The 16,720-nt window shown below is 69.3% G+C and carries 17 protein-coding genes and 1 tRNA gene; 14 read left to right on the top strand and 4 right to left on the bottom strand.

Annotation, left to right across the window (positions count from 1 at the left end):
• The first annotated feature begins 3 nt into the window (after positions 1 to 3).
• From nuoI to FHP08_RS08015, 8 genes are read left to right on the top strand one after another with little or no spacing between them, the layout of a single operon-like run.
• Complete coding sequence (gene nuoI, locus FHP08_RS08050; RefSeq protein ID WP_147703934.1) at positions 4 to 492, top strand: NADH-quinone oxidoreductase subunit NuoI; 489 nt, start codon at positions 4 to 6, stop codon at positions 490 to 492.
• 27 nt (positions 493 to 519) lie between these two features.
• The gene (locus FHP08_RS08045; RefSeq protein ID WP_147703933.1) at positions 520 to 1,134 is read left to right on the top strand and encodes an NADH-quinone oxidoreductase subunit J; all 615 of its coding nucleotides are present in this window, start codon (positions 520 to 522) and stop codon (positions 1,132 to 1,134) included.
• Positions 1,131 to 1,439: an NADH-quinone oxidoreductase subunit NuoK gene (gene nuoK / locus FHP08_RS08040; protein WP_147703932.1), complete on the top strand. Its 309-nt coding sequence runs from the start codon at positions 1,131 to 1,133 to the stop codon at positions 1,437 to 1,439. The genes FHP08_RS08045 and nuoK overlap by 4 nt, the downstream gene beginning before the upstream one ends.
• Positions 1,440 to 1,443: 4 nt before the next feature.
• Positions 1,444 to 3,501: an NADH-quinone oxidoreductase subunit L gene (nuoL, locus tag FHP08_RS08035; RefSeq protein ID WP_147703931.1), complete on the top strand. Its 2,058-nt coding sequence runs from the start codon at positions 1,444 to 1,446 to the stop codon at positions 3,499 to 3,501.
• A gap of 26 nt (positions 3,502 to 3,527) precedes the next feature.
• Positions 3,528 to 5,009: an NADH-quinone oxidoreductase subunit M gene (locus FHP08_RS08030; RefSeq protein ID WP_147703930.1), complete on the top strand. Its 1,482-nt coding sequence runs from the start codon at positions 3,528 to 3,530 to the stop codon at positions 5,007 to 5,009.
• 34 nt (positions 5,010 to 5,043) lie between these two features.
• Complete coding sequence (gene nuoN, locus FHP08_RS08025; protein WP_147703929.1) at positions 5,044 to 6,522, top strand: NADH-quinone oxidoreductase subunit NuoN; 1,479 nt, start codon at positions 5,044 to 5,046, stop codon at positions 6,520 to 6,522.
• Between the two features lie 4 nt (positions 6,523 to 6,526).
• Entirely contained in the window at positions 6,527 to 7,135 is a 609-nt protein-coding gene (locus FHP08_RS08020) for an NUDIX domain-containing protein (protein ID WP_147703928.1), read from the top strand.
• A 40-nt stretch (positions 7,136 to 7,175) separates the two neighbouring features.
• Entirely contained in the window at positions 7,176 to 7,499 is a 324-nt protein-coding gene (locus FHP08_RS08015) for an Mpo1-like protein (protein WP_147703927.1), read from the top strand.
• Between the two features lie 39 nt (positions 7,500 to 7,538).
• Here FHP08_RS08015 and FHP08_RS08010 read toward each other — a convergent pair whose 3' ends face one another.
• The gene (locus tag FHP08_RS08010; RefSeq protein WP_147703926.1) at positions 7,539 to 7,985 is read right to left on the bottom strand and encodes a methyltransferase family protein; all 447 of its coding nucleotides are present in this window, start codon (positions 7,983 to 7,985) and stop codon (positions 7,539 to 7,541) included.
• Between the two features lie 35 nt (positions 7,986 to 8,020).
• Positions 8,021 to 8,110 (bottom strand) — tRNA-Ser (locus FHP08_RS08005).
• Between the two features lie 232 nt (positions 8,111 to 8,342).
• Between FHP08_RS08005 and FHP08_RS08000 the strand changes: the two genes are divergently transcribed.
• A complete protein-coding gene (locus FHP08_RS08000) occupies positions 8,343 to 9,536 on the top strand; it encodes a DUF4382 domain-containing protein (RefSeq protein ID WP_147703925.1) in 1,194 nt (397 codons plus the stop codon).
• Positions 9,537 to 9,647: 111 nt separating this feature from the next.
• Positions 9,648 to 10,628 (top strand): NADPH:quinone oxidoreductase family protein, encoded by a 981-nt coding sequence (locus tag FHP08_RS07995; protein WP_147703924.1) that lies wholly within the window; start codon positions 9,648 to 9,650, stop codon positions 10,626 to 10,628.
• A gap of 33 nt (positions 10,629 to 10,661) precedes the next feature.
• Here FHP08_RS07995 and FHP08_RS07990 read toward each other — a convergent pair whose 3' ends face one another.
• A complete protein-coding gene (locus FHP08_RS07990) occupies positions 10,662 to 11,495 on the bottom strand; it encodes an enoyl-CoA hydratase-related protein (RefSeq protein ID WP_147703923.1) in 834 nt (277 codons plus the stop codon).
• Between the two features lie 162 nt (positions 11,496 to 11,657).
• Here FHP08_RS07990 and FHP08_RS07985 point away from each other — a divergent pair, with 162 nt between their 5' ends.
• Positions 11,658 to 14,150: an ABC transporter permease gene (locus tag FHP08_RS07985; RefSeq protein ID WP_147703922.1), complete on the top strand. Its 2,493-nt coding sequence runs from the start codon at positions 11,658 to 11,660 to the stop codon at positions 14,148 to 14,150.
• 5 nt (positions 14,151 to 14,155) lie between these two features.
• Positions 14,156 to 14,539 (top strand): group II truncated hemoglobin, encoded by a 384-nt coding sequence (locus tag FHP08_RS07980; RefSeq protein ID WP_147703921.1) that lies wholly within the window; start codon positions 14,156 to 14,158, stop codon positions 14,537 to 14,539.
• Positions 14,540 to 14,541: 2 nt separating this feature from the next.
• On the opposite strand, the gene FHP08_RS07975 is transcribed toward FHP08_RS07980, so the two are convergent.
• Positions 14,542 to 14,994, bottom strand: coding sequence for a DUF4124 domain-containing protein (locus FHP08_RS07975; RefSeq protein ID WP_187272219.1), 453 nt, complete (start codon positions 14,992 to 14,994; stop codon positions 14,542 to 14,544).
• 225 nt (positions 14,995 to 15,219) lie between these two features.
• Between FHP08_RS07975 and FHP08_RS07970 the strand changes: the two genes are divergently transcribed.
• Both FHP08_RS07970 and FHP08_RS07965 read left to right on the top strand, forming a co-directional pair.
• Positions 15,220 to 15,639 carry a response regulator gene (locus FHP08_RS07970; protein ID WP_147703919.1) on the top strand — a complete coding sequence of 140 codons (420 nt, stop codon included), beginning with the start codon at positions 15,220 to 15,222 and terminating at the stop codon, positions 15,637 to 15,639.
• Entirely contained in the window at positions 15,629 to 16,717 is a 1,089-nt protein-coding gene (locus FHP08_RS07965; protein WP_187272218.1) for a hybrid sensor histidine kinase/response regulator, read from the top strand. Before FHP08_RS07970 ends, FHP08_RS07965 begins: the two co-directional genes overlap by 11 nt.
• The last annotated feature ends 3 nt before the right edge of the window (positions 16,718 to 16,720 follow it).

The following is a 16,720-nucleotide window of genomic DNA, read 5'->3' as shown; positions in this document are numbered from 1 at the left end:
CGAATGACAGCGGTCAAGGACTTCTTCACGAGCTTCATGCTCACCGAGCTGCTCAAGGGCCTGCGGCTCACCGGGCGGTATTTCTTCGCGCGCAAGATCACGGTGCTCTACCCGGAAGAGAAGACGCCGATGTCGCCGCGCTTCCGGGGCCTGCACGCGCTGCGCCGCTACCCGAACGGCGAGGAACGCTGCATCGCCTGCAAGCTGTGCGAGGCCGTCTGCCCGGCCCTGGCGATCACCATCGAGTCGGACAAGCGCGCCGACGGCACCCGCCGCACCACGCGCTACGACATCGACCTGACCAAGTGCATCTTCTGCGGCTTCTGCGAGGAGAGCTGCCCGGTGGACTCCATCGTGGAGACCCACATCCACGAGTACCACGGCGAGAAGCGGGGCGACCTGTACTTCACGAAGGAAATGCTGCTCGCGATCGGCGATCGCTACGAGAAGGAAATCGCCGCCAACCGGGAGGCAGACGCCCGCTATCGCTGATGCGAAGTGCGAGTCCGAGCGACATCCATGCAAGCCACGACCGTCCTTTTCTACCTCTTCGCCGCCGTCACCGTGTTCGCGGCCCTGCGCGTGATCTCCTCGCGCAACCCGGTGCACTCGGCGCTCTTCCTCGTCCTCACCTTCTGCTCGGCCGCCGGCATCTGGATGCTGCTGAAGGCCGAGTTCCTCGCGATCACGCTGGTGCTGGTCTACGTGGGCGCGGTCATGGTGCTGTTCCTGTTCGTGGTCATGATGCTCGACATCAACCTCGACAGCGTGCGGCGCGGCTTCTGGAAGAACCTGCCGGTCGCGCTCTTCGTGGGCGTGGTGGTGGTGCTCGAGCTGGCGGCGGTGCTGATTCATTCCTTCGGCGGGGTGAAGGCGACCGACGCGCCCAGGCTGCCGGCCGACTACAGCAACACCAAGGCGCTGGGCAGCCTGCTGTACACCGAGTACGTCTGGGCCTTCGAGATCGCCGCGGTGATCCTGCTGGTGGCCATCGTGTCGGCCATCGCGCTCACGCTGCGCCGCCGCAAGGACGTCCGCTACAACGATCCGTCCGCCGCCGTGCGCACCCGCAGCCAGGACCGCCTGCGCATGATCAAGATGCCGGCCCAGCCCCGCCAAGGGAGCCAGGAATGACCCTCACGCTCGCCCACTACCTGATCCTCGGCGCGATCCTGTTCGCGATCAGCGTGATCGGCATCTTCATGAACCGGCGCAACGTGATCATCGTGCTGATGTCCATCGAGCTGATGCTGCTCGCGGTGAACCTGAACTTCATCGCCTTTTCGCACTTCCTCGGCGATGCGGCCGGCCAGATCTTCGTGTTCTTCATCCTCACGGTCGCGGCCGCCGAGTCGGCGATCGGCCTCGCGATCCTGGTCCTGCTGTTCCGCAATTTCGATACGGTCGATGCCGAGGCGCTCGACAGCCTGAAGGGCTGACGACATGAAAACCGCATACCTTCTCGCAGCCTTCGCGCCCCTGGTCGGCGCCATCGTGGCCGGCCTGTTCGGCCGCCAGGTCGGGCGCGCCGGCGCGCACACGGTGACCATCGCCGGCGTGGCGGTGTCCTTCGCGGCATCGCTCTGGACGCTGATGGACGTGCTCCAGGGCAACACCTTCAACGGCACGCTGTACCAGTGGGCGTCGGTGGGCGGGGTGAACCTCGAGGTCGGTTTCCTGGTCGACACGCTGACCGCCACGATGATGTGCGTGGTCACCTCGGTGTCGCTGATGGTGCACGTCTACACCATCGGCTACATGGCCGACGACCCGGGCTACCAGCGCTTCTTCTCGTACATCTCGCTGTTCACCTTCTCGATGATGATGCTGGTGATGGCGAACAACTTCCTGCAGCTGTTCTTCGGCTGGGAAGCGGTGGGCCTGGTCTCCTACCTGCTCATCGGGTTCTGGTACACGCGGCCCACGGCCATCTACGCCAACATGAAGGCCTTCCTGGTCAACCGGGTGGGCGACTTCGGCTTCATCCTGGGCATCGGCCTGGTGCTGGCGCACTTCGGCTCGCTGGACTATGCCCAGACCTTCGCTGCCGCGCCCGGCCTGGCCGACCGCACCATCGAGCTGATCCCGGGCACGTCCTGGTCGCTGCTCACGGTGGCCTGCATCTGCCTGTTCATCGGCGCGATGGGCAAGTCGGCGCAGTTCCCGCTGCACGTGTGGCTGCCCGACTCCATGGAAGGCCCCACGCCGATCTCGGCGCTGATCCACGCGGCCACCATGGTCACCGCGGGCATCTTCATGGTGGCGCGGATGTCGCCGCTCTTCGAGTTGTCGGACACCGCGCTGGGCTTCGTGATCACCATCGGCGCGATCACCGCGCTGTTCATGGGCTTCCTGGGCATCATCCAGAACGACATCAAGCGGGTGGTCGCCTACTCCACGCTGTCGCAGCTGGGCTACATGACGGTGGCGCTGGGCGCCTCGGCCTACAGCGTGGCGATCTTCCACCTGATGACGCACGCCTTCTTCAAGGCGCTGCTGTTCCTGGCCGCGGGCTCGGTGATCATCGGCATGCACCACGACCAGGACATCCGCAACATGGGCGGCCTGCGCAAGTACATGCCGATCACGTGGATCACCTCGCTGATCGGCTCGCTGGCGCTGATCGGCACGCCCTTCTTCTCGGGCTTCTATTCCAAGGACCTGATCATCGAGGCGGCGAAGTTCGCGAACGTGCCGGGCGCGGGCTTCGCCTACTTCGCGGTGCTGGCCGGCGTGTTCGTGACCGCCTTCTACTCGTTCCGGATGTACTTCCTGGTCTTCCACGGCAAGGAGCGCTGGAACGAGCCGAGTCATGGCCATGGCCATGACCACGGTCACGATGCCCACGGCGCGGCCGCGCACGACGACGAGCATGGTCACGACGCGCACCATCACGGCCTGGCGCCCGGCGACAAGCCGCACGAGTCGCCGTGGGTGGTCACGCTGCCGCTGATCGCGCTGGCGGTGCCCTCGGCCATCATCGGCCTGCTCACCGTGGGGCCGATGCTCTTCGGCGGCTACTTCGACAAGGTCATCGCGGTCGATGCCGCGAAGCACCCGGCCATGGCCACCATCGCCGGGCACTTCCACGGCTGGTTCGCGCTGGGCACCCACGCGGTGGTCACGCCGGCCTTCTGGCTGGCGGTGGCCGGCGTGGTCGCCGCCTGGTATTGCTACATGGTGAACCCGCGCCTGCCGGAGGCGATCAAGGCCTCGGCCGGCGGGCTCTACCGGCTGCTCGACAACAAGTACTACATGGACCGGATCAACGAGGTCGTGTTCGCCGGCGGCGCGCGGCTGCTGGGCCGCGGTCTCTGGAAGGGCGGCGACCAGGCGCTGATCGACGGGCTGGCGATCAACGGCAGCGCGAAGCTGGTGGGCTGGTTCTCCGGCGTGCTGCGGCTCGCCCAGAACGGCCGGCTCAACAGCTATGCGATCACCATGATCGCCGGCGTGGCGCTGCTGCTCCTGTTCGTCGTGCTGCCGCTGCTGCGCGGCTGACCCCGACACAACGAAGAACGAACGCGATGAGTTCCTTTCCGATCCTGAGCGCCGCAATCTGGATTCCGATCCTGTTCGGCGTGGCCCTGCTGGCCGTGGGCAACGACCGCAACGCGCAGGCGGTGCGCGTGGTCGCGCTGGTGGGCGCGCTGCTGGGCCTGCTGGCCACGCTGCCGCTGTTCACCGAGTTCGACCGTGCGTCGTCGGCGGCGCAGTTCGTCGAGCTCACGCCCTGGATCGAGGCCTTCGCGGTCAACTACCACCTCGGGGTGGACGGCCTGTCGGTCTGGTTCGTGATCCTGACCGCCTTCATCACCGTCATCGTGGTGATCGCGGGCTGGGAGGTCATCACCGAGCGGGTGGCCCAGTACATGGCCGCCTTCCTGATCCTGTCGGGCCTGATGATCGGCGTGTTCAGCGCGCTCGACGGGCTGCTCTTCTACGTGTTCTTCGAGGCCACGCTGATCCCGATGTACATCATCATCGGCGTCTGGGGCGGCCCCAACCGCGTCTACGCGGCCTTCAAGTTCTTCCTGTACACGCTGCTGGGCTCGCTGCTCACGCTGGTCGCCATCATCTGGCTGTTCCTCGAGTCGGGCTCCTTCGCGATCCTGGACTGGCACGCGCTGCCGCTGCCGCTCGAGGCGCAGGTGCCGATCTTCCTGGCCTTCCTGATCGCCTTCGCGGTGAAGGTGCCGATGTGGCCGGTGCACACCTGGCTGCCCGACGCCCACGTCGAGGCGCCCACCGGCGGCTCGGTGGTGCTGGCGGCCATCATGCTGAAGCTCGGGGCCTACGGCTTCCTGCGGTTCTCGCTGCCCATCGCGCCCGACGCGAGCCACGAGCTCGCCACGCTGATGATCGCGCTGTCGCTCATCGCGGTGGTCTACATCGGCCTGGTGGCCCTGGTGCAGGCCGACATGAAGAAGCTGGTCGCGTATTCGTCGATCGCGCACATGGGCTTCGTCACGCTCGGCTTCTTCATCTTCAACCACATCGGCATGCAGGGCGCGATCGTGCAGATGATCTCGCACGGCTTCGTGTCGGGCGCCATGTTCCTGTGCATCGGCGTGATGTACGACCGGATGCACTCTCGCCAGATCGCCGACTACGGCGGCGTGGTCAACACCATGCCGAAGTTCGCCGCGCTGTTCATGTTGTTCTCGATGGCCAACGCCGGCCTTCCGGCCACCTCGGGCTTCATCGGCGAGTTCATGGTGATCCTGGGCGCCGTCCAGTTCAATTTCTGGATCGGCCTGATCGCGGCAACCGCGCTGATCTGGGGCGCGGCCTACTCGCTGTGGATGTACAAGCGGGTGATCTTCGGCGACATCGCCAACGACGAAGTCCGCAAGCTGCAGGACCTGAACCGGCGCGAGTTCTGGATGCTCGTCGCGATGGCGCTGCTGGTGCTGGGCATGGGCGTGTACCCGAAGCCGGTCACCGACATGACCGAAGCCTCGATCGGCGCGCTGCTCGAGCACGTGTCGGTCTCCAAGATCAAGTGAGCGGCGCGATCGAAACGCCTCGCGGAACAACGAGATGAACGCTGAATCCCTGAATATCCTCGCCGCGCTCCCCGAGATCGTGCTGCTCGTGGCGACCTGCTGCGTGCTGCTGATCGAGGCCATGGTCAAGTCGCCGGGCCGGCCGTCTTCGCTCACGCTGGCGCTGGTGGCCATGGCCTTCCCGGCGGCGGTGCTGATCGGGCAGTCGGGCGCCGCCGGCACGCAGTACGCGTTCTCGGGCATGTACGTGGCCGATCCGCTGGCCAACCTGCTCAAGCTGTGCGCGATCGTGGCGGTGGCCGCCGCGCTGATCTACGGCGGGCGCTACACCGCCGAGCGCGACATGCCGCGCAGCGAGTTCCACACGCTGGCGCTGCTCTCGCTGCTGGGCCAGATGGTGATGATCTCGGCCGGCAACCTGCTGGTGATCTACCTGGGCCTGGAGCTGATGTCGCTGTCGCTCTACGCGCTGGCCGCGCTGCGCCGCGACGACAACCCGTCCACCGAAGCGGCGATGAAGTACTTCGTGCTGGGCGCGCTGGCCTCCGGCTTCCTGCTCTACGGGATGTCGATGATCTACGGCGGCGCGGGCAGCCTGGATCTGGCCGAGATCTCGCTGCGCTTCGACATGGGGCTGGCCAACCCGATGGTCTTCTCCTTCGGCGTGGTCTTCCTGGTGGCGGGGCTGGCCTTCAAGCTGGGCGCGGTCCCCTTCCACATGTGGCTGCCCGACGTCTACCAGGGCACGCCCACTTCGGCCACGCTGCTGATCGCCGGCGCGCCCAAGCTGGCCGCCTTCGCGATCGCTTTCCGGCTGCTGGTCGAAGGCCTGCCCGGCGTGGCCAACGACTGGCAGGCGATGATCCTGGTGCTGGCGGTGGCCTCGCTCGCGGTGGGCAACATCGTGGCGATCGCCCAGACCAACCTCAAGCGCATGCTGGCCTGGTCCACGATCGCGCAGGTGGGTTTCGTGCTGCTCGGCTTCCTGTCGGGCATCGTGGACGGCGACGGTGGCGCGGTGCCCACCGCCTGGGGGGCGTCGCTCTTCTACGTGATCACCTACGTGCTGACCACCCTGGGCACCTTCGGCCTGGTGCAGCTGCTGTCGCGCCGCGGCTTCGAGTGCGACCGCATTTCGGACCTCAAGGGCCTCAACGCGCGCAGCCCCTGGATGGCGCTGGTCATGCTGATCCTGATGTTCTCGCTGGCCGGCATCCCGCCGCTGGTGGGCTTCTACGCCAAGCTCGCGGTGCTCACCGCGGCGGTCGAGGCGGGGCTGGTCTGGCTGGCCGTGGTCGCGGTGCTGTTCTCGCTGGTCGGTGCCTTCTATTACCTGCGGGTCGTCAAGGTCATGTACTTCGACGCGCCGACCGACACCGCGCCGATCGAGGCCGGCAATGGCGCGCGCGCCACGCTGGCGGTCAATGGCGCGGCGGTGCTGCTGCTGGGCATCGTGCCGGGTCCGCTGATGGCGCTGTGCCTGGAGGCGATCCGCGCGGCGGTCGTCGGTTGATCCGGTGAGCGACGGCAAGCCGTCCGGCGACCCGACCCGGACGCCTCGCGACCTCACTGAAAGCGAGCTCGCCTCCGAGCTCGCCTGGCAGGGCGGCTTCCTGAAGATTCGCCGCGATCGCGTCAGCCTGCCCGACGGGCGCGAGAGCTTCCGCGAGTACGTCGTGCACCCCGGCGCGGCGGTCATGATCCCGCTGCTCGACGACGGTCGCATCCTGGTCGAGCGGCAGTACCGCTACCCGCTGCGCCGGCACTTCGTGGAGATGCCGGCCGGCAAGCTCGATCCCGGCGAGGCGCCGCTGGTCACCGCCAGGCGCGAGCTGCTCGAGGAAACCGGCTACGAGGCGGCCGAATGGGCGCTGCTCACCGTGCTGCACCCGGCGATCGGCTTCGCCACCGAGGAGATGCACGTCTACCTGTGCCGGGGCCTCGCGCACACCGGCCAGCAGCTCGACGACGACGAGCACCTCGACGTCGAGGCGGTCACGCTCGACTGGCTGATCGGCGAGTTGCGCGCCGGGCGGCTCACCGACGTGAAGACGCAGATCGCGGTCTTCTGGCTCGACAAGCTCTTCTCGGGGGCCTGGCCCTGGCCGGCGTTCGAGCGGGGCTGATAGGATCTTCCTTCGTCGTGCGGATGACGAGGAGACCATCATGAGCACTCAGACCGTCGACCCGGCGAGCTTTCGCAGCTTCGCCGATTTCTACCCCTTCTACCTGCAGGAGCACAGCAACGCCACCTGCCGGCGGCTGCATTTCCTGGGGTCGACCCTTGGCCTCGTATGCCTGGTGATGCTGTTCGCCACCGGGCGCCCGCAGTACCTGCTCTACGGCCTGCTGGCGGGCTACGGCTTCGCCTGGATCGGGCACTTCGCGTTCGAGAAGAACCGGCCGGCGAGCTTCAAGCGGCCGCTCTACAGCTTCATGGGCGACTGGCGGATGTACTTCGACATGTGGACCGGGCGGGTGCCGTTCTAGGAACGCCTGTCGCAGGGACGATCGTCGTGTGAACAGGCCCTAGAGCAGCCAGGGCACGAACCGGCGGGTCCGGGCCGCGTAGCCGGCGTACTCCGGATGCGCCCGGATCATCCGGCGCTCTTCCACCAGCGCCTTGACGGCCAGCACCGCGGCCAGCGCGATCCACAGCCCCCAGCCCACCGGCCCTTGCGAGGCGACTGCAAGGCCGGCGCCCGCCAGCAGCAGTGCGGTGTACATCGGGTGCCGGATCCAGCGATAGGGCCCGCTGCTCACCAGGCGGCCGCCCGCCTTGGGCGTGGGACGGATGTTGAAGTTGCCGGGGCGGTTGCAGCTCACCGCCCAAAGGCCGACGATCATGCCCGCGACCATGAGGACGACCGGCACGGGTGACAGCGGCTCGCCCTGCGCGGCCACCGCGAGCAGGGCGGCCAGCAGGCCGAACTGCAGCGTGACCAGCAGGCCGCCCGGGTCGGGTCTGTCGGGCATTGCGTGTCGCGTCGGCAAGGCAGGCTGGGGAAGCGTGGCGGAGACGGTGAGATTCGAACTCACGGAGGGGTTGCCCCCTCGGCAGTTTTCAAGACTGCTGCCTTAAACCGCTCGGCCACGTCTCCGGATCGGAATCTGAAAGTATAGACGCTCGTTGCCGGCTGGACGCTCGTGGCCGGTGGCCCCCTGTCAGGGAACCTGGCCTTGTCGGCAGCGACTTTCATGCCCCGATCGCCGTTCGTCCGGCATGCCCGACCGCTCGTTCCGCCACAAATGTTTCAAGTTATTTTGTCCCGTGATTCTCCGTGTTGGCATGCCTAGAATCCCTCGCGTTCGTCCAACTCCTGGAGACTCCGGATGAAGTACCTGCGAATCCTGTTCATGACCTTCCTGGCCTCCGTGCTGGCGGCCTGCGGCGGGGGCGGCGATTCCACCACCGCGACCAGCGCCAAGGGGACGATCAGCGTGCAGCTGACCGACGCGCCGGCCACACCGGAGTATCGCGAGGTCTGGGTCACCGTCGAGAAGGTGCGCGTGCATATGAGCGACGCCGCCGGGGAGGGTGACTCGGGATGGGAGGAGATCGTCGTGGATCCTCCGAGGAAGATCGACCTCCTCACGCTGCGCAACGGCATCCTGGCAGACCTTGGCCAGGTCGAGGTGCCGGTCGGCCAGTATCACCAGTTCCGCCTGGTGCTCGGCTCGGGCCCGAACGACAACGAGCTCGTGCTGGCGGACGGTACGGTTGAGGCGCTCAAGACGCCCAGCGGACAGACCAGCGGCCTGAAGCTCAACGCCAAGCCCTTCACCGTGGAAGAAGGCCAGCTCCTCGAACTGGTAATCGACTTCGATGCGGCGCGATCGATCGTGAAGTCCGGAAACAGCGGGAAGTACAACCTCAAGCCCGTGGTTCGCGTGATTCCGGTGCTCGATGCCGGTGCAGTGGCCGGCTCCTTCGTCGACCCGGCCGCCGCGGCCGACGCCAGCGTGTCGCTGCAGGTCTACGACGCGGCGACGGGCAACGTCACCGTGCTGCGCTCGACCACGCCGGCCAATGGCGTCTGGAAGCTCGCGCCGGTCGAGGAAGGGAGCGCTTATAACCTGGTGGTCGCCAAGCCGGGCTATCGCACCGTCGTGATCACCAACGTGCCGGTCGTTGCCGGCGAGATCGCGCAGATCGATCCGATCGAGCTCGTTGCGGTGGCGGGCGACGGGTCGACCCGTCGCGTGGCCGCCGGCGCGGTCAGCCCTGCCGAGGCTGCGCTGGTTCGCGCGCTGCAGAAGGTCAGGGGCGATGTGGCCGCAATGGCCGACGGCGACGTGGTTGTCGAAGTGGCCTTCGCGAACGCCCTTGCCGATACCGGCGACTTCGCCTTCGACCTGAACGTCGAACCGGCGCTGGTCGGCGATCCGGGCACCGTGCTGGCCGACGGCGACAACGCCGGCATGTTCACCTTCGTTGCCAGCGGCGATGCGGGCACGGGCGAGGTGCCGAACGTGGACCTGAACCCGGGCGACGTGCTCGACCTGTCGATCGTGTTGGCCCCCTGAGTGGCGGAATGCCCGCCGGCGCGTTCCCCGCCGGCGTGGCTTAACATCTCCCCTGAGACGAGTCCGGGACCGGCCGCGCGCCGGTCCCTTCATTTTCAGGGGAGCGATTCGATGAAAGCCGTGCTGTGCAAGGAATGGGGCCTGCCCGAGACGCTGGTCGTCGAGGACGTGCCGTCGCCGGTGGCCGGGCCGGGCGAGGTGCTGGTCGAGGTGCATGCGGCCGGCGTGAACTTTCCCGACACGCTGATCATCCAGAAAAAGTACCAGTACCAGCCCGATCTCCCGTTCTCGCCGGGCGGCGAGGTGGCCGGCGTGGTCAAGGCGGTGGGCGAGGGCGTGACCGCCTGGAAGCCGGGCGACCGCGTGCTGGCCAGCAGCACCTGGGGCGGCTACGCGCAGGAGATCGTCGTCAAGGCCGAGCGCGCGATGCCGATTCCCGAGGGCATGGACTTCGTGACCGCCTCGGCCTACGTGCTGGCCTACGGCACCAGCCTGCACGCGCTGAAGGACCGCGCGAGGCTCGTCGCGGGCGAAACGCTGCTGGTGCTGGGCGCGGCCGGCGGCGTGGGCATCTCGGCGATCGAGATCGCCAAGGCCATGGGCGCGCGGGTGATCGCCTGCGCGTCGAGCGAGGACAAGCTCGCGCTGTGCCGCGAGCGCGGCGCCGACGAGACCATCAACTACGCGACCGAGGACCTGCGCGAGCGCATCAAGGCGCTGACCGGCGGCAAGGGCCCCGACGTGATCTACGACCCGGTGGGCGGCCCCTACACCGAGCCGGCCTTCCGGTCGATCGCCTGGGAAGGGCGGCACCTGGTCGTCGGCTTCGCGGCCGGCGAGATCCCCAAGCTGCCGCTGAACCTCACGCTGCTCAAGAGCGCCTCGGTGGTCGGCGTGTTCTGGGGCGCCTTCCTGCAGCGCGACCCCGCCGTCACCCGCCAGCACCTGCGCGACCTGTTCGAGCTCTACACCTCGGGCAAGGTCAAGCCGCCGATCACCAAGACCTACAAGCTGGAAGAAGCCGCCCAGGCTTTGCGCGACGTGATGGAGCGCCGGGTGAAGGGCAAGGTGGCGATCCTTCCGCGCGGCTGAGGCGCGGGGCGCCGCGGTCGCGCCCCCGGCCCGTCAGTCGCCGAAGTAGCGCAGCGGCTTCAGGTCCGGGAACTCCGGGGCGCGTCGCTCGCTGCGCGCCTGGATCGCCTCGACCACCGCGCCGGTGTCCCACATGCCGGCCTGCAGCCAGCCCATCTGGCGCAGGCCGTCGGCCACCGGGTGGTCGCGCGCGTAGTCGATCGCCTGCTTGGTGGCCCACACGGCGACCGGCGGACGCGCGGCGATCTCCATCGCGGTCTGCATCGCGGCTTCGAGCATCGCTTCCTGCGTGTCGAAGACCTCGTTGACCAGCCCGACCGCGAGCGCGCGATAGGCCGGCATGCGCCGGCCGGTGTAGGCGTACTCGCGCACCACCCCTTCGGGAATCAGCTTGGGCAGCCGCTGCAGCGTGCCCAGGTCGGCCGCCATGCCGATGTTGATCTCCTGGATGCAGAAGAAGGCGTCGGCGGTGCAGTAGCGGATGTCGCAGGCGGCCACCATGTCGACGCCGCCGCCCACGCAGCCGCCCTGGATCGCGGCGATGACCGGCATGCGCAACTGCGCCAGCCGGTCGAAGGCGCGCTGCATGTCGGTCAGCACCTCGGCGATGTTGGCGCGCGACTGCGCGCTGGAGTCGTCCAGCGCGATCGACGAGTCGAAGCTGTCGAGTGCCATGCCGGCGGTGAAGTGCTTGCCGGTGGAGTCGATCACCAGCGCGCGCGCCGGCGCGTCGCGCTGAAGCTTGTCGAGCGCGCCCTCGAGGTCGCGCCAGAAGACCGGGCTCATCGTGTTCATCTGCTCGGGGCGGCTGAGCGTGAGCCGCGCCACGCGGTCTTCGATCGAGAGTTCCATCGTGCGTTGGGTCATTGCGCTGCGCTCCATGCGGGTTCGGTGCCTCGACCCGGCGATCTTAGCCGGTGAGCGATACTTGCGGCTCCCGGCTCGTGGCCGGCGAATGGGCGAACGGGCGGGCGGGTAAGGCCCCGCCGCGGCGACCGACCCGCTTGATTGATCGAAAGACTTCCGCCCTTGAACGACCTCCTTCTCTCCCTGCGATTCACCTGGCGCGACGGCCGCGCCGGCGAGCTGCGCCTGCTGATCGCCGCGCTGGTGGTGGCGGTGGGCGCCATCGCCAGCGTGGGCCTGTTCGTGGACCGGATGCGCGAGGCGCTGGTGCTGCAGGCGCGCCAGCTGCTGGGCGCCGACCTGGTCGTGGCCTCGGACCGCGAGCTGCCGGCCGAGTGGCTGGCGCGGGCCCGTCAGGATGGCCTGCGCACCGCGGCCACCGTTGTCTTCCCCAGCATGGTCATGGCCGGCGCGCTGCCGCAGCTTGCGTCGGTCAAGGCGGTGTCGGCCGAGTATCCCTTGCGCGGCGCGGTGCGGGTGGCCGATGCGCCGGGCGCCGCCGACCGCCAGGCCGAGGCAGCGCCCGCCCGCGGCGAGGTCTGGCTCGATCCGCAGCTGGTCGACGCGCTGCGCCTCGCGGTCGGCGACACGGTCCACCTGGGCGAGTCCTCGTTTCGCCTGTCGCGCGTGATCACGCTCGAGCCCGATCGCGGCGCGGGCTTCGTCAACTTCGCCCCGCGCGCGATGATCGCGCTCGACGACCTGCCCGCCACGAAGCTGGTGCAGCCCGCCAGCCGGGTGAACTGGCGGCTGCTGCTGGCCGGCGAGCCGCCTGCGGTGGCTGCCTTCGAGCAGTGGGTCGGCGAGCGGCTGGCGCGCGGCCAGAAGATCGAGTCGCTCGACAACGGCCGTCCCGAGCTGGGCGCCACGCTCGAGCGCGCCGAGCAGTTCCTGTCGCTGGTGGCGCTGCTCTCGGCGCTGATCGCCGCGGTGGCGATCGCGCTGGCCGCGCGTCGTTTTGCCGAGCGCCACCTCGACGGCGCGGCGGTCATCCGCAGCATCGGCGTCACCCATGCGCGGCTCACGCGCCTGCTGATGCTCGAGCTGGCCTGGATCGCGCTAGCCGGCGCCTTGCTGGGCCTGCTGGTGGGCTGGGCGGTGCACTTCGGCCTGGTCTGGGCGATCCAGCCGCTGATCGGCATCGCGCTGCCCCTGCCGGGCGTGGCGCCGGTGCTGCAGGCGGGCGCGGCGGCGATCGTGCTGCTGCTGGGTTTCGGCGCCTTCCCCTTCGTGCGCCTGGCCGGCGTGCCGCCGCTGCGCGTGCTCAGGCGCGAGGTGGGCGCCGCACCGGCCTCGGCCTGGGGGACGGTGGCGGTGGCGGTGCTCGCATTCGCGCTGCTGCTCTTCTGGTTCGCCGGCGACCGGCGGCTCGCGGCGATTTCGGTGGGCGGCTTCGCGGCCGGCGCCCTGGTCTTCGTGGGCGTGTCCCTTGCCGCAGTGCGCTTGCTGGATCCGCTGCGCCACGCCGGCTTCGTGGCCGGCAATCCCTCGCTGCGGCTGGCCTTCGCCTCGTGGTCGCGGCGCCGGGCGATGACCGTGGCCCAGACCTCGGCGCTCGCGGTGGGGCTGATGGCGCTGCTGCTGCTCGCCGTGACCCGCAACGACCTGATCGACGGCTGGCGCGCGGCCAGCCCGCCCGATGCGCCGAACCGCTTCGTGATCAACATCCAGCCCGACCAGCGCGAGGCGGTGCTCGCCGAGTTCGAGCGCGCGGGAATCGAGCCGGACCTGTACCCGATGATCCGGGGCCGGCTGGTCACGGTGAACGACCGCGCGGTCAAGCCCGAGGACTACGAGGGCGACCGGGCGCAGCGGCTGGTGGACCGCGAGTTCAACCTCTCGTATGCGGCCGAGCGGCCTGGCCACAACACGCTGGTGGAGGGCCGCTGGTTTTCCGGCCAGCCCGAGGTCTCGGTCGAGCAGGGGATCATGAGCACGCTCGGGCTCGCCATGGGCGACGAGCTGGGCTTCGACATTGCCGGCGAAACGGTCAGGGCGCGCGTGACCAGCGTGCGCCGAGTGGCCTGGGACTCGATGAAGGTCAACTTCTTCATGATCCTGTCGCCGCAGGCGCTGGCAGACCAGCCGCAGACGCTGATCACCGCCTATCACCAGCCGCCGGGCGCCGGCGAGCAGGCGGTGGATCGTCAGCTCGTGGCGCGCTTCCCGAATCTCACCGTGTTCGACACTGGCAACATCGTGCGCCAGGTGCAGGCCATGATCGACCAGGTGGTGCAGGCGGTGCAGGTGCTGTTCGTGCTCACGCTGGCCGCCGGCGTGGTGGTGCTGTGGGGCGCGCTGGCCAGTTCGCGCGACGAGCGGGTGCGCGAGGCGGCGCTGATGCGCGCGCTGGGCGCCTCGCGCAGGCAGCTTGCCGGGGCGCAGCTGATCGAGCTGGCAATGGGCGGCGCGCTGGCCGGGCTGCTGGCCGCGGCGGGCTCGATCGCGATCGGCTGGGTGCTGGCCGACCGGGTGTTCCGCTTCGTCTACGAGCCGCAGTGGCTGGTGCTGCCGGGGGGCGCCGCCGCCGGCATGCTGCTGGCCCTGGTGGCGGGCTGGCTGAGCCTGCGGCCGGTACTGTCGGCGCCGCCGCTGGCCACGCTTCGGGAGGCCTGAGCGCGATGAGCGACAGCGTGTTCGAAACGCTGGGCGGCGAGGCCGGCGTGCGCGCCCTGGTCGACCGCTTCTACGACCAGATGGCGCTCGACGAGCGGTTCGCGGGCATCCGCGCCCTGCATCCGGCGAACCTCGACGGCTCGCGCGACAAGCTCTACTGGTTCCTGTGCGGCTGGCTGGGCGGGCCGCAGCACTACCAGGAGCGCTTCGGTCACCCGCGGCTGCGCGCGCGCCACCTGCCTTTTCCGATCGGGGTGTCCGAACGCGATCAATGGATGCTGTGCATGGCCGATGCGATGCGCGACCGGGGCATCGAGGGTCCCCTTTTCGAGCGCCTGCTCGAGGCCTTCCAAGGCACGGCCGACTGGATGCGCAACCGGCCGGGCTGAGCTCAGTCCGCGAGGAACATGTGCGGCATGGTGTCGGACGGCAGCTTGCAGACCCGCCCGTTGGCGTCGAAGCTGCCCCCGCGCTGGCGGCAGTCGACCCAGGGTTCGCGCGGGCCGGCCAGGGCCTGGGCGCGCGGCGGGGCGAGCAGCGCATGCGAGGTCGGGCCGGGCCGGGCGCCCTTGGCCGCTACGATGCCCTGGGCCGGCGCGGGCCGCGCCCAGGCGCTGCCGCGCGAACCCGCGGGGCAGGGCGAGTCCGAGAACTGCACCTTGCCGGCCGCCGTCACGCAGCGGTAGACCGTGGCCGGAGCGGCCGAAGCCTGGCCGGACGCCGCCGACACGGCCTGCGTGCGCAGGGCGGGCGTCTGGGTCGCGGCCGCGACGCCGCTCCACAGGGCCAGGCCGCAGGCCAGCGCGGCCACGGCCGTCGACCCAAGGGGAGAAAATTCAGGCATCTTTCGCATCGCGCTTCTCCATGATCCGGGCAGGAGTTTCCGGAAGGCGGTCAGGAAATCGACCGGCTGTCGGCTGCTGGGTGCCGTCGGAGAATCCATGATCGCGCCGGAGGGCCCTGCAGGGCAAGGGCCGGTCCGGCGCGATCGATTCGCGGCTCGGCGCGCGCGTGACGGAATTCACGCGCGCGGCGAGCCGGACGGTACGGCGCGTTCGATGGCGTGGAAATGAGCTACATACTCGTGGTGGAGGACAATCCGGATCACAGGGACCTGATCCGGCTGGTGCTGGGGCGGTCCTATCGGGGCGTGCCGGTGAGGATGGCCGCGTCGGGCGAAGACGCGCTGAAGCTGATGGAGAGCGAAGGTTTGCCGAGGATCGCGCTGGTCGACGTCGACATGCCCGGCCTGAGCGGGCAGGCCACCGTGCGCCGGATCCGCGAAGGCAGGGCCGGCCGGCTGCTGCCCGTGGTCATGCTGTCCACCTCCGACGAGTCCGAAGACGTTCGCGCCTGCCTCGAGGCGGGCGCCAATTCCTATGTCCGCAAGCCGCTCGCGCTGTCGGACTGGGGCCGCACGATGAGCGCCATCGCGGACTACTGGCTGCTCCAGCATGCCGGCGCCGGCGGGACGGTCGATGACGCCTGAAAGGCCGCTGCGCCTGCTGTGCGTCGAGGACAGCGACGACGACGTCGAGCTGATCCGCCTCGCGCTGACCCGCCACGGCATGAGCTTCAGCCTCGAGGCCGTCTGCGAGGAGGGCCCGTTTCGCGAAGCGCTCGCTCGCGAGCCCGACCTGGTGCTCTGCGACTACTCGCTGCCGGCTTTCTCGCCGCTGCGCGCGCTGGCGGTGATCGAGGCGGTGCGCCCCGGCCTGCCGCTGATCGTGGTCACCCGCGCAATCGGCGAGGAGGCCGCAGTGGCGGTCCTGCGCGCCGGCGCGCGCGACTATCATCTGAAGGAGCGGCTGAACCTGCTCGGGCCGGCGATCGAGCGGGTGATGCGCGAGCGTCGGCTCGAGGACGAGCGGCGCCGCGCGCAGCTGGCCGTGGCCGATGCCTACCGCCGGCTGTCGCGGGTGTCCGCCCGCATCGTCGACGCGCAGGAGCGCGAGCGCGCATTGATCGCCCGCGAACTGCACGACGAGCTCGGCCAGACCATGACCGGCATCGTGCTGCACCTGCATGCGGTGCGCCGCGCGCACCTGCCCGAGGGCCCTGAGGCGTCGGTGGACACCGCGCTCGCGCTGGCGCAGGATGCGGTCGAGCAAGTGCGGCGAATGTCGTTCATGCTCCGGCCGCCGCAACTGGACCTGCTCGGCCTGTCGGCCGCCGTGCGCAGCACGGTGGAGCGACAATTGGGGGCCGCCGGGATCGGCGGCGGCGTGGAGGTCTTCGGCGAAGAGCCGAAGGACGCCGCGCCGTGCTGGATCTCGGCCTTCCGCATCGTCCAGGAGGCGGTCACCAACGCGTTGCGGCATGCGCGCGCGGACCGGATCCGGGTGCGGCTGCGATTCGGCCAGGGCGGCAGGCTGGTGGTCACCGTGGCCGACGACGGCGAGGGCTTCGATGTGCGCGGCATGCTGGCGGGCGGCGTGCGCGACGAGAACTTCGGGCTCGCCGGCATGGCCGAGCGGGCCGAGATGGCGGGAGGCCACCTGCGGATCCGGGCGAAGAGGGCGCTCGGATCCGTGATCCGCGCGGTGTTCGAGCCCTCGCGTGTCTGATTG

This window comes from Zeimonas arvi (genome assembly GCF_008039575.1).
Classification (GTDB): domain Bacteria; phylum Pseudomonadota; class Gammaproteobacteria; order Burkholderiales; family Burkholderiaceae_E; genus Zeimonas; species Zeimonas arvi.
Note: the sequence above shows the minus strand (reverse complement) of the source record. Positions and strands in the feature narration are given on the sequence as shown.

Bases quoted from the DNA above. Each gene is read 5' to 3' on its own strand.
- FHP08_RS08045 (WP_147703933.1), top strand. From the start codon at position 520: ATGCAAGCCACGACCGTCCTTTTCTACCTCTTCGCCGCCGTCACCGTG.
- FHP08_RS07980 (WP_147703921.1), top strand. From the start codon at position 14,156: ATGAGCGACAGCGTGTTCGAAACGCTGGGCGGCGAGGCCGGCGTGCGC.
- FHP08_RS07995 (WP_147703924.1), top strand. From the start codon at position 9,648: ATGAAAGCCGTGCTGTGCAAGGAATGGGGCCTGCCCGAGACGCTGGTC.
- FHP08_RS08000 (WP_147703925.1), top strand. From the start codon at position 8,343: ATGAAGTACCTGCGAATCCTGTTCATGACCTTCCTGGCCTCCGTGCTG.
- FHP08_RS07990 (WP_147703923.1), bottom strand. From the start codon at position 11,495: ATGACCCAACGCACGATGGAACTCTCGATCGAAGACCGCGTGGCGCGG.
- FHP08_RS07975 (WP_187272219.1), bottom strand. From the start codon at position 14,994: ATGCCTGAATTTTCTCCCCTTGGGTCGACGGCCGTGGCCGCGCTGGCC.
- FHP08_RS07965 (WP_187272218.1), top strand. From the start codon at position 15,629: ATGACGCCTGAAAGGCCGCTGCGCCTGCTGTGCGTCGAGGACAGCGAC.
- nuoN (WP_147703929.1), top strand. From the start codon at position 5,044: ATGAACGCTGAATCCCTGAATATCCTCGCCGCGCTCCCCGAGATCGTG.
- nuoI (WP_147703934.1), top strand. From the start codon at position 4: ATGACAGCGGTCAAGGACTTCTTCACGAGCTTCATGCTCACCGAGCTG.
- FHP08_RS08015 (WP_147703927.1), top strand. From the start codon at position 7,176: ATGAGCACTCAGACCGTCGACCCGGCGAGCTTTCGCAGCTTCGCCGAT.
- nuoL (WP_147703931.1), top strand. From the start codon at position 1,444: ATGAAAACCGCATACCTTCTCGCAGCCTTCGCGCCCCTGGTCGGCGCC.
- nuoK (WP_147703932.1), top strand. From the start codon at position 1,131: ATGACCCTCACGCTCGCCCACTACCTGATCCTCGGCGCGATCCTGTTC.
- FHP08_RS08010 (WP_147703926.1), bottom strand. From the start codon at position 7,985: ATGCCCGACAGACCCGACCCGGGCGGCCTGCTGGTCACGCTGCAGTTC.
- FHP08_RS07970 (WP_147703919.1), top strand. From the start codon at position 15,220: ATGAGCTACATACTCGTGGTGGAGGACAATCCGGATCACAGGGACCTG.
- FHP08_RS08030 (WP_147703930.1), top strand. From the start codon at position 3,528: ATGAGTTCCTTTCCGATCCTGAGCGCCGCAATCTGGATTCCGATCCTG.